Origin of the sequence: Actinomycetospora cinnamomea, from assembly GCF_003096675.1 — a bacterium.
GTDB classification, from domain to species: Bacteria; Actinomycetota; Actinomycetes; order Mycobacteriales; family Pseudonocardiaceae; genus Actinomycetospora; species Actinomycetospora cinnamomea.
On sequence record NZ_QEKW01000010.1, the window covers coordinates 155095 to 168934 of the forward strand.

Below are 13840 nucleotides of genomic sequence, written 5' to 3' on the forward strand. Positions count from 1 at the left end.
CCTTGGACGCGATCCTCTGCCGCCTCTGCGGCTCGGTCGACCTCGCGAGCTTCGTCGACCTCGGCGCCACGCCGCCGTGCGAGCTCTTCCTCACCGCGGAGGGGCTCGAGGCCCCGGAGCCGACGTTCCCCCTGCACCCGCGGGTGTGCCGGTCGTGCCTGCTGGTCCAGCTGCCGCCGCTGATCGCCCCCGACGAGACGTTCACCGAGTACGCCTACTTCTCGTCGTTCTCGACGTCGTGGGTCGAGCACGCGCGCCGGTTCGTCACCGACGCCACCGCCCGCGTCGGGCTGGGGCCGGACTCGCTGGTCGTCGAGGCGGCGAGCAACGACGGCTACCTGCTCCAGCACGTGGTCGCCGACGGGATGCGCGCGCTGGGCGTCGAGCCCAGCGTCAACGTCGGGCAGGCCGCGCGCGACAAGGGCGTGCCCACGACGACGGCGTTCCTGTCCCCGGAGACGGGCGCCGCCGTGCGCGCGGGGCACGGGCCGGCCGCGCTCGTCGTCGCCAACAACGTCTACGCGCACATCCCCGACGTCGTGGGCTTCACCCGGGGCCTGCGCGCGATGGTGGCCGACGACGGCTGGGTGTCGATCGAGGTGCAGCACCTGCTGACGCTCGTGCGCCACCGCCAGTTCGACACGATCTACCACGAGCACTTCCAGTACTACACCGTCGGCACGGCGCAGAAGGCGCTGCGCAGCGGCGGGCTGGAGCTCGTCGACGTCGAGCTGCTGGGCACCCACGGCGGGTCGATCCGGCTGTGGGCCCGGCCCACGGAGCTCGGGCTGCGGCCCTCGCCGGCGGTGGCCGAGGTGCTCGCCGAGGAGGCCGCGGCGGGCCTGGACACCGTCGAGGGCCACGCCGGGTTCGCCGCCGAGGTCTCGCGCATCCGCAACGACCTCGTGCGCTTCCTGATCGACGCCGCGGACGCGGGGCGCACGGTCGTGGGGTACGGCGCGCCGGGCAAGGGCAACACGCTGCTGAACTACTGCGGCATCCGCCCCGACCTGCTCGCCTACACCGTCGACCGCAACCCCTACAAGCACGGCCGCTACACGCCGGGCACGCGCATCCCCATCCACGCGCCCGAGCGGATCGACGCCGACCGCCCCGACCACGTGCTCGTCCTGCCGTGGAACCTGCGCGAGGAGATCACCGCGCAGCTCGCCCACGTCGCCGACTGGGGCGGCACGCTGGTCTTCGGAATCCCCTCGCTGCAGGTGGTCGAGCCCGGGTCTGGCAAGGTGGTCGACCCGTGAAGGTCGTCCTCTTCTGCGGTGGCTACGGCATGCGGATGCGCAACGGGGAGTCCGATGCGCCCAAGCCGATGCAGATGGTCGGGCCACGCCCGCTCATCTGGCACGTGATGCGCTACTACGCCCATTTCGGGCACAAGGAGTTCATCCTGTGCCTGGGCTACGGCGCCCACCACGTCAAGGACTACTTCCTCGACTACCGCGAGACCGAGTCGAACGACTTCGTGATGCGCCGCGGCGAGGTCGAGCTGCAGGGCTCGGACATCGCCGACTGGACGATCCACTTCGTCCACACCGGGCTCGAGTCGCCGATCGGTGAGCGCCTGCGCCGCGTACGGCACCTCGTGGAGGACGAGGAGATCTTCCTCGCCAACTACGCCGACGTGCTCACCGACGCCCCGCTCGACGACATGGTCGAGCGCTTCCGCGCCTCGGACGCGACGGCGTCGCTGCTCGCGGTGCCGCCGCAGGCCGTGTTCCACATCGTCGACGTCGACGCGAGCGACCACGTGAACTCGATCTACCCGGTCACCGACATGCGGATCCGGGAGAACGGTGGCTACTTCGCGCTGCGGCCCGAGGCCATCGACCACATCCCCGAGAACGGCGACCTCGTCGGCGACGCCTGCACGCGCCTGGCCAAGGAGGGCAAGCTGCTCTCCTACACCTACGACGGCTTCTGGCAGCCCGCCGACACCCTCAAGGAACGCAACGCGCTCGAGGCCTCCTACCGCGCGGGCACCCGCCCGTGGATGGTGTGGGAGCGCGAGGCCGAGCGCACCCCGCTCGAGGGGCTGGTCGACGAGGCCCTGAGCCGCGCCCGTTGATGCGCGCCCTGCTGCCCGAGGCCCTCGACGAGCTGGTCCTGCTCGCGGCGCACTGCGACGACCTCCCGATCGGGGCGGGCGGGACGCTGCTGACCTTGTGCCGTGCCCGTCTCCTCCGGGGCGCCGCCCGGCCCTTGCGGGTGCGCGCCCTCGTCCTCTCCGGCGGCGGCACCCCCCGCGAGGACGAGGAGCGCGGCGCGCTGGCCGCGTTCTGCCCGGGCGCGGACCTCGAGGTCACCGTGCACGCGATGCCCGACGGGCGCCTGCCGACCCACTGGGAGTGGGCCAAGGAGACCCTCGAGGCGTTCCGCCGCACCTGCGAGCCCGACCTCGTCCTCGTCGGGCACCGCGGCGACGACCACCAGGACCACCGCGAGCTCGCCCGGCTCGTGCCCACCGTGTTCCGCGACCACCTGGCGCTGGGCTACGAGATCCTCAAGGCCGAGCCCGACCTCGCGCAGCCGCCGCTGCTCATGCCCCTCGAGGCCGACGTCGTCGCCGAGAAGTGCCGCCTGCTGGGGGAGCACTACCCCTCCCAGCACGCCCGCGCGTGGTTCGACGAGGAGACGTTCACCGGGCTCGCGCGGGTGCGCGGGGTGCAGGCCGGGGTGCGCTACGCCGAGGGGTTCCACCTGACGCGGGCCCTGCTCGGCGCCCCCGTACCGTCACGCTGACCGTCACACCCGAAGGAGGGACCGCGCGATGCGCGTCCTGCTCACCGGCCACCAGGGCTACCTCGGCACGCTGATGGCGCCGCTGCTCACCGAGGCCGGCCACGAGGTCACCGGCCTCGACTCCGGCCTCTACGCCGACTGCGTGCTGGGCGCCCTGCCCGCCCCGGAGCCGCCCGCGCTCGCGGTCGACCTGCGCGACGTGTCGGTCGACCAGCTCACCGGGTTCGACGCCGTCGTGCACCTCGCGGCGCTGTCGAACGACCCGCTGGGCTCGCTCGCCCCCGAGCACACCTACGACATCAACCACCACGCCTCCACGCGCCTGGCGCGCCTGGCGAAGGAGGCCGGCGTCGGCCGCTTCGTCTACGCGTCCACGTGCTCGGTGTACGGCGCGTCGGGCGCCGAGGACGTCCTCGACGAGGAGGCGCCGATGAAGCCGGTGACCCCCTACGCCGAGTCGAAGGTGCGCGTCGAGGCCGACCTGGTCGACATGGCCGACGCCGACTTCGTGCCGGTCTCGATGCGCAACGCCACGGCCTTCGGCTTCTCGCCGCGGCTGCGCGCGGACATCGTGCTCAACAACCTCGTCGGGCACGCGCTGCTGTCGAACCGCATCCTCGTGATGAGCGACGGCACGCCCTGGCGCCCGCTGGTGCACGCCCGCGACATCGCCGGCGCCGTCATCGCGGCGCTGGCCGCGCCCGCGGACACCGTGCGCGCCCAGGCGTTCAACGTGGGCTCGACCGGGAACAACGTGCAGGTGCGCGACATCGCCGAGCAGGTGAAGGTCGCGGTGCCCGAGGCGGAGCTCGTGATCACCGGGGAGACGGGCGGGGACCCGAGGTCCTACCGGGTCGACTTCACCAAGATCGGGAAGTACCTGCCCGACTTCCGGTGCGCGTGGTCGGTGGCCGACGGCGCGGCGGAGCTGGTGCGCGAGTACCGCGACCGCGGGCTGACCCAGGAGGCCTTCGACCGGCGGTTCACGCGCCTCGCCGTCCTCCACGACCGCCAGGCCGCCGGGACGCTGGACGCGACGCTGCGGCCGGCCCGCGCGGACTGACCCGCGCCGCGGAGCAGCTCCTGCCAGGACCGTCCCACGGTCTCCCAGCGGTACCGGCTCTCCACGAGCGCGTGGGCCGCGGCGCGGAGGCCCTGGCGGCGCTCCGGGTCGTCCAGCAGCGCCAGGATCGCGGTGCCGAACTCGGCGGCGGTGTCGGCGCACACGAGGTGCTCGCCGTCGCGCGCGGCCGGGAGGGCCTCCACCCCGAGCCGCGTCGACACGACCACGAGGCCCAGACCGAAGGCCTCGAGGACCTTGTTCTTCAGCCCGCTGCCGGTGCGCATCGGGTTGATCATGATCGGGTAGCGCGTCACGGCCGCCCGGAGGTCGTCGACGTACCCCGGCAGGATGATCGACGGGTCGTCGGCGGCCAGCTCGACCAGCCAGGCCGGTGGCTCGGCGCCGATGACGCACAGCTCGACGCCCCGCTCGCGCAGCCGCGGGAAGACGTCCCGGACGAAGAAGCGCAGCGCCTCCTGGTTGGGGCCGAACGTCTGGTTGCCCCAGAACACGACGCCGCGGCGCGCTCCGGCCTCCGGCAGCGGCCCGACGTAGGCGTCGTCGAGGCCGTTGGGGACCGTGCGGACCGTGCCCGGGAGCCCGCGCGGCCCCTCGACGGCACGCGAGTCGGCGTCGCTGATCGTGGTGACGAGGTCGAACCGGCGGGGGAGCCCGGCCTCGGTGCGGCGCTTGCGGTGGACGTCGAGGAGGTCCTTGACGCGGTACAGGCGGCGCGCCGGTCCGGTGCGGGTCGCGGCGGCGCGGATCGCGGTGAGCGCGGCGCTGTCGCACACGTCGACGGCGGTGCGCGTCCCCGTCAGCGTCCCGGTCAGTGTGACTGCGAGCTCGGCGACGTCGCCGCCGAACACGACGACGTCGGTGATGCGCCGCTCTCGGACGATCTCGGCGAGCCGGGCGCGGGCGGCCGCCACCGCGCCGGGGCGGGTGAGCTCGAGGAAGCGGGTGTTGGACAGCCGGAGGTGGCGGCGCGGGCCCGTGCGCTCGGGGCGCAGCGGGGCGAGCTCCTCGACCGTGTCGAACACGCCGTCGAGGGCCAGCCCGGGACGCACGTCGCCGCAGGGGTGCTGGAACGGCGCGACGACGAGGTGCACCTCGCCCGGCAGGTGGGCGCACAGGTTCGCGACCCGCAGGTCGTAGCCGCTCTGCCGCGACTCGATGCGGCGCGAGGTCAGGACGAGGAACCTGGCGGCGTCGCGGGCCGCCCGCCCGTCCGCCGGGGAGGCACCGGGCCGGTCCAGGAGGGTCGTCACGCAGGGGACGTTATCGGGGACGCCGCCTCGTGACGCGGCCGAGGCATCGTTCGATAGGTGGAGAAGGTCTCGATTTTACATCGATCGGGCGTCTCAAGATCGCTCAGGACGCGCCGACGAGCGCCCGCCACGAGCCCGCTGCGCGGTCGCGCGGTGAGATCGGACCCACCGGCAGGGGCCACGGGATCGCGAGGTCGGGGTCGTCGTGGGCGACCGCGAGGTCCTCGCCGGGCGCGTGCGGACGGTCGATCCGGTAGCAGACGTCGGCGGAGTCCGTGAGGGCCTGGAAGCCGTGGAGCAGGCCGGCAGGCACGTAGAGGTGGTGGAAGGCCTCGTCGTCGAGCCGGAACGTCGCCACCGTGCCGAAGGTGGGCGACCCGGGGCGGGCGTCGACGAGGACGTCGAACACCGCACCGTGGGCGGCCCGCACGAGCTTGGCCTCGCCCGCCCCGCCGCGGCCGTGCATCCCGCGCACGGTCCCCCGCACCGAGCGCGACTGGCTGTCCTGCGCCAGCGCGCCCATGTCGACGCCGTGCGCGACGCCGATCGCGGTGTCGAACGTCCGGGTGAACAGCCCGCGGTCGTCGCGGTGCGGGGTCGGGACGAAGACCAGGACACCGTCGATCTCGCTCGTGTGGACCTCCATGCGGCCACCTTGGCAAAGGGCCCGCGGGGCCCCGCGAGAGGATGACGCGCGTGAGCGCCGCCGAGCCGCAGCCCGTGACGTGCCGCTGGTGCGGCGCCCCCGACGGAGAGGTGGTCCTGGACCTCGGCGACCAGCCCGCCGCCGACCACTTCCCGGCCGTCGACGACCCGGGCCCCGATCCGGTCCACCCGTTGCGGATGTGGCTGTGCGCGGCCTGCGGCCTCGCCCAGCTCGCCGAGGACCCCACCACGCCGGAGGAGCCGCGCGGGGCGGAACCGGAGGCGCTGGTGGCGCAGGCGCGCGACGCCGTGGCCCGCGCCCACTCGGCGGGCCTGCTCCCCGCGGGGGGCACGGTGACCGAGTTCGGCAGCCCCCACGGCGGCACCTGGCTCGAGCTGCTCGCGGCGGTCGGGCTCACCGGAGCGGCCCCGGGCGAGCCCGCCGACGTCGTGGTCGACTGCTTCGGCCTCATGCACGCCGCCGACCAGGCCGCCGGCCTCGCCGAGCGCGCCGCGGCGACCGCGCCCGGGGGCACCCTGCTGCTGCAGTTCCACAGCCTCGCCGCCATCGTCGCCGACGGGCAGTGGAACGCGCTGCGCCACGGTCACTTCGCCTACTACGCGACGCCGGTGCTGGCCCGCATGCTCGAGGCGATCGGCTTCGAGGTCACCCACGGCTTCCTGTTCGACCTCTACGGCGGCACCGTGCTGCTGGCCGCGCGCCGCCGCGAGGTGGACGGGCCGCGCGACATCCCGTCGGTCACGCACCTCCTCGAGCGCGAGGCGGCGCTGGGCGTCACCGACACCGGCGGGGTGGGGACGCTCGGGAAGGCGGCGCAGCGCAGTGCCGAGGCGCTGCGCGAGCACCTGGTCGCCGCCCGGGAGGCGGGCCGGCTGGTGCTCGGCTACGCCGCCGCCTCCCGGGCGGTCCCCCTGCTCAACCGCGCGCAGGTGGGACCCGAGCTGCTGCCGGCCGTGGCCGACGCCGCCCCCGGCAAGCGCGGACGCCGCGTGCCCGGGGTGGGCGTCCCGATCATCGTGCCCGACGAGCTCGTCGCGCGGCGCCCCGACGAGGTCGTGCTGTTCGTGGCCGACATGCTCGCCGAGATGCGACGCCGCCTGCCCGACGTCGAGGCCGCCGGCGGGCGCTGGGTCGTCGCCGACCCCACACTGGCGGTACCCGCTGCGGGCCCTGTCCACGAGGCGGCTGGGCCGGACGGCGGGGGTGGGGGAAGGCCGACCGGATGAGGATGCCATTCTGGCGCCGCTGTACGTCCAGTTCGTCCGATTCCGCGGGGCCCCATGACTGAACCTCGAGTGATGCCGCGCCGTCGTCCCGCGACCTCCCGGACGCCCCGCTGGGTCGCCGGCCTCGTCGTGCTCCTCGTCACGGCCGCCGGCTGCTCGTCGGACGGCGCGTCCGGTGGTGGCACCCGCGACGTGTACGCCTGGCCGTTCTCCTGGGACTCGGTGTGGAACCTGCCGCTGTCCACCGAGGCGCAGTACCGGCCGTTCGACACGCGGGCCGAGGACCTGGAGCTGGACTGGAACAACATCACCGTGGATCCCCGCGCGCCGGTCCGGACGCTGCGCGGCGACGACGAGGGCGTGCCCGTCCACGTGGACCCGGGCCTGTCGGCCGACGGTGAGTGGAACAACTGCTCGGCCCTGCTCGTCGAGTCCCCCGACCGGAAGACCGTGATCCAGGGCCAGCCGATGGAGCTCGAGCCGGGCGGTGACCCGAGCTGGGAGTACGGCTGGTCGCCCCTGTCGCTGACCGGGCCGGGCACCGAGGGGTGCCACGGCGGGTCCGGGCTCTCGGGCCTCGGCGGCACCATCCGCCGCGGCGAGCTGACCGCGCCCGGACCCATCCGGCACGCGCTCAAGCTGGGGCTGAACTGCACGGAGAGCTGCAGCCGGGAGGGCGACGGGTACCGTTGGCCGGCGGTGAAGGCCGACCGCGGCTACGAGGACAAGTACGGGGGCAGCGACCCCGACGTCCACATGGGCACCCTGTTCGCCGTCGCCCCCGACACCGACCTGTCCTGGATCACCCAGCCCGACGTGCGCAAGGTCGCGGAGGCGCTGCGGGACTACGGCGGCTACGTCGTCGACGAGACCGCGAACGACAAGAACTTCGTCGTCGTCGAGCGCGGCGCCGAGCCGGAGATGCCGAACATCCACTCCGGCGAGATGCGGCGCCTGTTCGCCTCGCTGAGCATCGTGACCAACAGCGCCCGGGAGACCCCGGGCGGCGGGCCGCTCGACGGGCCGCGCCGCGTCGCGTGCGCGCCGCCGTTCGCCGACGGCACCGGCGGTGCGCCGCCGACGTGCGGGCCCTCGGACGCCTGACACCCGGGCGGCGACTACCCGATCGGGCACGATCCGGGCGGATCGCCGCCGTCGGACCGACCCTCCAGCCCCACATGGGTGAGCATGCGGGTCATGCGATCACCGCGAAGCGCCCGCGCCCCCCGCCGCCGCCGCGCCGCCGTGGCCGCGAGCCGCTGCGCCGCGGCGGCCGGGCTCGTCGTGGGGCTCGTGGTCGGGCTCGGAGCCGCCGCGGACCCCCCGGTCCGCGCGCCGGAGGGCACCCCGGGTGGCGTCGCCGGCGGACGTGACGTCTACGCGTGGCCGTTCGCCTGGGACTCGATCTGGAACCTGCCGCTCGCGGCGAGCGCGGTCTACCGGCCCTTCGACCCGCAGGCCCAGGCCCTCGAGCTGGACTGGAACAACATCAGCGTCGACCCCGCCGACCCCGTGCGGCAACTGCGGGCGGACGACGAGGAGGTGCCCGTCCACGTGGACCCGGAGCTGTCCGCCGACGGCGGGTGGAACAACTGCTCGGCCCTGCTCGTGGACACGCCCGACCGCTTGACGGTGATCCAGGGCCAGCCGATGGAGCTCGAGCCGGGCGGTGACCCGAGCTGGGAGTACGGCTGGCCGCCGATGTCGCTGACCGACCGGGGCACGGAGGGGTGCCACGGCGGGTCGGGGCTCTCGGGGATCGGCGGCGCCATCCGCATCGGGGAGCTGACCGGGCCCACGCCGATCCGGCACGCGCTGAAGATCGGGCTGAACTGCACGGAGAGCTGCAGCCGGGAGGGCGGCGGCTTCCGCTGGCCGGCGGTGAAGGCCGACTCGGGCTACGAGGACAAGTACGGGGGCAGCGACCCGGACGTGAAGATGGGGTCCCTGCTCGCGGTCGCGCCCGACACCGACCTGTCGTGGATCACCCAGCCCGACGTGCGCAAGGTCGCGGAGGCGCTGCGGGACTACGGCGGCTACGTCGTGGACGAGACCGCGAACGACAAGAACTTCGTCGTCGTCGAGACCGGCGCGCAGGACGAGATCCCCAACATCGACTCCGAGGAGATGCGGCGGCTGTTCGGTCAGCTCAGCGTCGTCACCAACAGCACGGAGCTCACCCCGGGCGGCGGGCCCGTCGGCGCCCCGCGGCGTGCCCCGTGCGCCCCGCCGTTCCTCGACGGCAGCGGCGCGGCACCGGTGACGTGCAGCCCGTCGGCGACGGTGGGTCAGCTCGTGGGCGCCTGACGGCGGGCACGCCGGCGGTCGACGATCCGCTCGGCGAGCGCGCGCACCTCACCGCGGGCCGACCGCACGCCCCGCGCGAGGCCGGGCGCGACGGTGAGGAGCGCGAGGGCGACGGCGACGCGCGCCCGCCGCTGGTGGGACAGGGCGGCGCGCGCGTGGCGGCGCGCCGCCTCCCGGTCGCCGACCTGGATGCTCCAGCGCATGCGGCGCAGGGCGGCCTCGTACCGCAGGCGGCGCAGGGCGACGTCGAGCGCCGCGAGGTCCTCGGGGCGGCCCGAGTGCTGCGCCGCGCGCGTGAACGCCTCCTCCGCCTCCGTGTCGAAGGCGTCGACGCTCTCGGGAGCGTGCGACAGGGACTCGGCACGCAGGCGGAACCGCCCCAGCACGTCGGGGATCGCGCGCACCGCGTAGCCGTCGGACACGAGGCGCAGCCAGAGGTCGAGGTCCTCGACGAGCCTCGACCCGGCGTTGTGCCCCCCGAGGGCCGCCCACGCCTCGCGCCGGAAGGCGGCGCCGTAGTACAGGAACTGCTGGCGCATGATGTCGGACAGCCGCAGGTCCCCGCGCGGGACGCTCCGTCGCGCGACACCGGAGTGCTCGACGAAGGTCTCGGACATGACGTGGCCGTCCTCGTCGCGGAAGATCTGCGCGTCGGGACTGATGGCGTCGGCGTGCGGCTGGCGCTCGAAGGCGTCGAGCATCCGCTCGCAGTACTCGGGGGCCACGAGGTCGTCGCTGCACAGCGGGACGAGGAACCGGCCGCGCGAGGCCGCGGCGGCCGCGTTCACGCCGCCGGCGTACCCGCGGTTCTCCTGGCGCACGAGCCGGACGCGGGGATCGCGTTCGGTGTACGGGCGGACGATGTCGGCCATGCGATCGGAATTGCCGTTGTCCACCACGACGAGTTCCCAGTCCGGGATCGTCTGGGCCAGCACGGAATCGATCGTCTCCTCGATGAACTCCTCGGTGCGATAAGCCGGGACGAGGAAGCTGAACGACGGTCTATCCGACGACGTCTCGACCTCGACGGACGGCACCGGTGAACTGGTGGGCGTCGACACGACGGCCCTTCCCCCCTCCTGGACGATCGCGGCCTACCCCGACGGGTGGCGATGCTAACCCATCGAACGGGCAGGTCGGGACGGTGTCGACCCCTCGCGTACCCGGTCGACGCACCGCCGCACACCGGTCACGGACCGTCGTGACGACCGTCCGCGCGCTTCTCCGGGGCCTCATCGTCCCGATTGTCGTCCTCGCTCCCGGACGGCCCCGGGCGATTCCTCGCGATCAGCGGGACCATTTTCCGCGGATTGTCCGATTCGTTCTCGTGGTCGGAGTGCGAGGGCGCGAGGGACTGGGTGGGCGGGTCGATCCCGACACCGACGGTGCGCCGGCCCGGTGGTGGCGGCGGGCCCGGCGCCGGGGGTGCCGGCGGGCGCAGGGGAGCGCCGGGCAGGGGTCCGGGCAGGGGTCCGGGCGGGGGTCCGGGGGGCCTCGGCGGGGGAGCGGGCCGTCCCGCCCCGGCCGGGGCGGCGGCCGCCATCGCGGGCACCCGGGGACGCGACGAGGTGAGCACCCGCTCGGTCGGGTCGTCGATGCGGTACACCGGGATCCACTCGGTGGGGGCGTCGAGCAGCGCGCGGTCGTCGTCGGGGCCCTCGTCGGACTCCTCGTCGTCGCCGCCGCGGCGCAGCCGGCTCACCACGGCGGTGCGCAGCTCGCGCACCATCGCCGGCGCGAGCACCGACAGGACGCCGACGTAGATGAGCAGCAGCAGCAGGCCCTCGCCGGCGAGCAGGACGATCCCGAGGGCGATCGGGCGTGTGGCGCTCTGGGCGAAGGTCAGCTCGAGGAACCCGACCGGCACGGCGGCGACCGCCGCGGCCACCACCGGCGGGAACAGCACCCGGACGAGGTCGCCGACACCGACCCCGGCGAGGCTGCGGGCGAGGGCCAGGCTGAGCAGCCCGGTGGTCAGGCCCTCGATCGACACCGCGAGCCCGACCCCGAGCAGGCCGAAGGGCAGCAGCGCGAGCAGGCCGCCGATCCCCACGACGAGCGTGGTCGCGGTGAGCCAGTTGATGCGCTTGCTGTGCCCGGCCCCCTTGATGGACTCGACGCCGATGGCCGCCATCGCGGTGCCCGGCCCGAACCCGGCCATGCCGGCGACGAGCAGCCCGGCCGGTGCCCACTGGCTGCCCAGCAGCACCACGATGGCGGCCGGCCCCAGGACCACGAGGGAGGCGGCCAGGGGGACCACGGCGGTCCACAGCGCCCGCAGCGAGCGCAGGAAACCGTCGCGGAAGCGCCGGCCGTCGGCGGCGATGCGGGCGAACGCGGGGAACAGCACGTAGGACGCGACCTGGATGATCGCCTGGCCGGGGAGGATCCCGATGCGCCGGCCGTAGCGGTACTGCCCGGCGGAGGCGTCGCCGAGCCAGCGCCCGATGAGCGAGCTCTGCGTGACGTCGCGGAGGTCGTCGACGACCCGGGACGCGATGAGCGGCGCGGCGTAGCCGGCCATCTCCCGCCAGATGCGGAACACGAAGCGGCCCTTGCCGGGACGCCACTTCGCGAGCCACCAGCAGGCGACGAGGGTGGCGAGCTGGGACGCGTAGAGGCCGATGACCATGCCCCACACGCCGAAGCCCAGCGACACCATGACCACCGTGACCAGGGCGAAGGTGCCTGCGGTGGTGGGGTCGACGATGAGGCGCCGCTTGAAGTTGAACCGTCGCTGCAGCAGCGCCTCGGGCACGTTGAGCAGGCAGTGGATCAACAGCGTTCCGGACGTGACCGCGCAGACGAGCGCGACCATGTCGTTGTCGTTGAAGAACATCCCGACCAGCGGCGACGCGGCGAGGGCGCCGAGTGCCAGGAGGATGCCGGTCCCCAGGCTCACCCAGAAGGCCGTGTCGGCGGCGTCGGTGACCTCCCGCTCGCGCTGGATGAGCGCGGAGCGCATGCCGCCGTCGGCGAAACCGACGAGGAAGTTCGCGAAGATCGTGCCGAGCGTGAACACGCCGATCTCGGCCGGGCTGAGCAGGCGCGCGACCACGATCGTCTGGGCCAGCGAGATGATCTGCGTGAGCACCAGCGCGACCGCGGCGAACTTCGCGCCCTGACGCAGCTTCGACCCCAGCCCGTGCAGTGACGGGTTGTGCTCGTCGTCCTCGTGGGCCTCGTGGGCCTCGGAGGGCTTGACGGCACCGTCCCCCGGCGGTCGGACCGTGGCGGTGGCCGTGGTCGGGGCGTCGGTGGTGTCCGAGGAGACGGCCTCGGTCGGCACGTCGGTGGGACCGGACGCGGCGGCCGGCGTGGGGGTGCCGTGCGGGGTCACGCCGTTCGGGCCGGCGGGCTCGTGCGGCCCGTTCCGTCCCGGCGTCCCGTCTCCGCTGCCCTGCACGGACCTCCGATCGGACGTCCCCCGTGATCCGGGGCGCGACCCGGCCACTGTACCCAGCGCCGCCGGACCCCTCGGGGACGGCCGGTCGCGGACCACCTCCACGGACGGGTGACACCCACACACGCATCACCGATACGGTGACTTGTCGTCCGACTGCGACGAGTGGTCGTATTCCCGCGCCGAAAGGTTCTCCACCATCACACGAGCGCGACGAGCGGTCGTGGACGTTGCGCCGAAAGGTCGTCTCTCGTGCTCACTCCCGTCCTGGCCCACAGCCGCCGTCGCGCCGCAACGCTGTTCGCCGCCGTGACGACCTGCGCCGTCCTGACCTCGGGCCAGGCCGCGGGGGCGGAGGGCCACGGGACGCGGGGAGGCCCGAGCGCCGCCCCCGTCCCGGTCGGCAGCCGGGTGGTGTTCACCGGCGACTACGAGACCGGGGACTTCGGGCAGTGGCAGGTCTGCCAGTCCGCGGTGCGCAACTCCAGCTGCGACGGCGTGGGCCAGGGCGACCGGGCGATGCAGATCCTCCCCGAGGAGAAGGCGCGCCAGGGTCGGCACGCGGCGCGATTCGTGATCAGGCCCGGCGACGTGCCCGACTTCGGCGGCGGCGAGCGGTCCGAGGTGCAGTCCTCCGCCGAGGGAGCCGTGGTCCGCGAGGGCGACGAGCGGTGGTACGAGTGGTCGATGCGGTTCCCGGAGAACTGGGAGAACCCGACAGGAGGGTGGTTCATCGTCCTGCAGTGGCACAGCTCGAAGGGCTCGCCGCCGCTCGCGATCGACATCAACCGCCGCAGCGAGATCTACATCGGCGGTGACGGGGTGCCGCACGAGACCAAGACGATCGGGCGGGTGCGCCCCGGGGAGTGGGTGGACTACGTCCTGCACGTCAAGTTCTCGAAGAGCGCGGAGACGGGCTTCGTCGAGGCGTGGGAGAACGGGCGCCAGACCGTGTCCCGGACCTCGCGGGCGACGATGAACGACGGCCGGAACTACCTCAAGCAGGGCATCTACCGCGACGAGGGGCCGGCGACCGAGCTGTGGCACGACGGGCTGCGGGTCACGGCCCCCTGAGCGGGTCGTGGCTGGGCGGGTCGTGGCTGGGCGGGTCGTGGCTGGGCGGGTCGTGGCTGGGCGGGGTCG

At 74.0% G+C, this 13840-nt stretch carries 11 protein-coding genes and 1 pseudogene; 8 read left to right on the forward strand and 4 right to left on the reverse strand.

The window, feature by feature from the left end:
* Positions 1-2 precede the first annotated feature (2 nt).
* Genes C8D89_RS18830 through C8D89_RS18845 form a run of 4 tightly spaced genes read left to right on the forward strand, consistent with a single transcriptional unit; the run spans position 3 to position 3823 of the window.
* Complete coding sequence (locus tag C8D89_RS18830; protein WP_243418232.1) at positions 3-1262, forward strand: class I SAM-dependent methyltransferase; 1260 nt, start codon at positions 3-5, stop codon at positions 1260-1262.
* The gene (locus C8D89_RS18835; protein WP_116709654.1) at positions 1259-2086 is read left to right on the forward strand and encodes a sugar phosphate nucleotidyltransferase; all 828 of its coding nucleotides are present in this window, start codon (positions 1259-1261) and stop codon (positions 2084-2086) included. The genes C8D89_RS18830 and C8D89_RS18835 overlap by 4 nt, the downstream gene beginning before the upstream one ends.
* Positions 2086-2760, forward strand: coding sequence for a PIG-L deacetylase family protein (locus C8D89_RS18840; RefSeq protein ID WP_116709655.1), 675 nt, complete (start codon positions 2086-2088; stop codon positions 2758-2760). The genes C8D89_RS18835 and C8D89_RS18840 overlap by 1 nt, the downstream gene beginning before the upstream one ends.
* Positions 2761-2788: 28 nt before the next feature.
* Positions 2789-3823: an NAD-dependent epimerase/dehydratase family protein gene (locus tag C8D89_RS18845; protein WP_116709656.1), complete on the forward strand. Its 1035-nt coding sequence runs from the start codon at positions 2789-2791 to the stop codon at positions 3821-3823.
* Between the two features lie 47 nt (positions 3824-3870).
* Here the strand turns inward: C8D89_RS18845 and C8D89_RS30990 are convergent.
* Both C8D89_RS30990 and C8D89_RS18855 read right to left on the reverse strand, forming a co-directional pair.
* Positions 3871-5094, reverse strand: a pseudogene (locus tag C8D89_RS30990) (glycosyltransferase family 4 protein); the annotation flags it as partial.
* Between the two features lie 103 nt (positions 5095-5197).
* Entirely contained in the window at positions 5198-5740 is a 543-nt protein-coding gene (locus C8D89_RS18855) for a dTDP-4-dehydrorhamnose 3,5-epimerase family protein (protein ID WP_116709658.1), read from the reverse strand.
* A gap of 50 nt (positions 5741-5790) precedes the next feature.
* On the opposite strand from C8D89_RS18855, the gene C8D89_RS18860 reads away from it, so the two are divergent.
* The 3 genes from C8D89_RS18860 to C8D89_RS18870 all read left to right on the forward strand — a co-directional run bounded on the left by C8D89_RS18860 (position 5791) and on the right by C8D89_RS18870 (position 9294).
* The gene (locus C8D89_RS18860) at positions 5791-6987 is read left to right on the forward strand and encodes a class I SAM-dependent methyltransferase (RefSeq protein ID WP_243418233.1); all 1197 of its coding nucleotides are present in this window, start codon (positions 5791-5793) and stop codon (positions 6985-6987) included.
* Positions 6988-7059: 72 nt separating this feature from the next.
* The gene (locus tag C8D89_RS18865; protein ID WP_133251967.1) at positions 7060-8091 is read left to right on the forward strand and encodes a hypothetical protein; all 1032 of its coding nucleotides are present in this window, start codon (positions 7060-7062) and stop codon (positions 8089-8091) included.
* Between the two features lie 93 nt (positions 8092-8184).
* A complete protein-coding gene (locus tag C8D89_RS18870; RefSeq protein ID WP_116709661.1) occupies positions 8185-9294 on the forward strand; it encodes a hypothetical protein in 1110 nt (369 codons plus the stop codon).
* Here C8D89_RS18870 and C8D89_RS18875 read toward each other — a convergent pair.
* Together C8D89_RS18875 and C8D89_RS18880 are read right to left on the reverse strand one after the other, a co-directional pair.
* Positions 9276-10331 carry a glycosyltransferase family 2 protein gene (locus C8D89_RS18875; RefSeq protein WP_133251968.1) on the reverse strand — a complete coding sequence of 352 codons (1056 nt, stop codon included), beginning with the start codon at positions 10329-10331 and terminating at the stop codon, positions 9276-9278. The two genes, C8D89_RS18870 and C8D89_RS18875, sit on opposite strands and share 19 nt — an antisense overlap.
* A gap of 152 nt (positions 10332-10483) precedes the next feature.
* Positions 10484-12700: a lipopolysaccharide biosynthesis protein gene (locus C8D89_RS18880; RefSeq protein WP_116709663.1), complete on the reverse strand. Its 2217-nt coding sequence runs from the start codon at positions 12698-12700 to the stop codon at positions 10484-10486.
* Between the two features lie 249 nt (positions 12701-12949).
* Here C8D89_RS18880 and C8D89_RS18885 point away from each other — a divergent pair, with 249 nt between their 5' ends.
* Positions 12950-13771, forward strand: a complete 822-nt coding sequence (locus C8D89_RS18885) for a polysaccharide lyase family 20 protein (RefSeq protein WP_165825795.1) — start codon at positions 12950-12952, stop codon at positions 13769-13771.
* Positions 13772-13840 lie beyond the last annotated feature (69 nt).

Coding starts and splice junctions, on each gene's coding strand:
- C8D89_RS18840 (WP_116709655.1), top strand. CDS start 2,086: ATGCGCGCCCTGCTGCCCGAGGCCCTCGACGAGCTGGTCCTGCTCGCG.
- C8D89_RS18845 (WP_116709656.1), top strand. CDS start 2,789: ATGCGCGTCCTGCTCACCGGCCACCAGGGCTACCTCGGCACGCTGATG.
- C8D89_RS18855 (WP_116709658.1), bottom strand. CDS start 5,740: ATGGAGGTCCACACGAGCGAGATCGACGGTGTCCTGGTCTTCGTCCCG.
- C8D89_RS18865 (WP_133251967.1), top strand. CDS start 7,060: ATGCCGCGCCGTCGTCCCGCGACCTCCCGGACGCCCCGCTGGGTCGCC.
- C8D89_RS18870 (WP_116709661.1), top strand. CDS start 8,185: ATGCGATCACCGCGAAGCGCCCGCGCCCCCCGCCGCCGCCGCGCCGCC.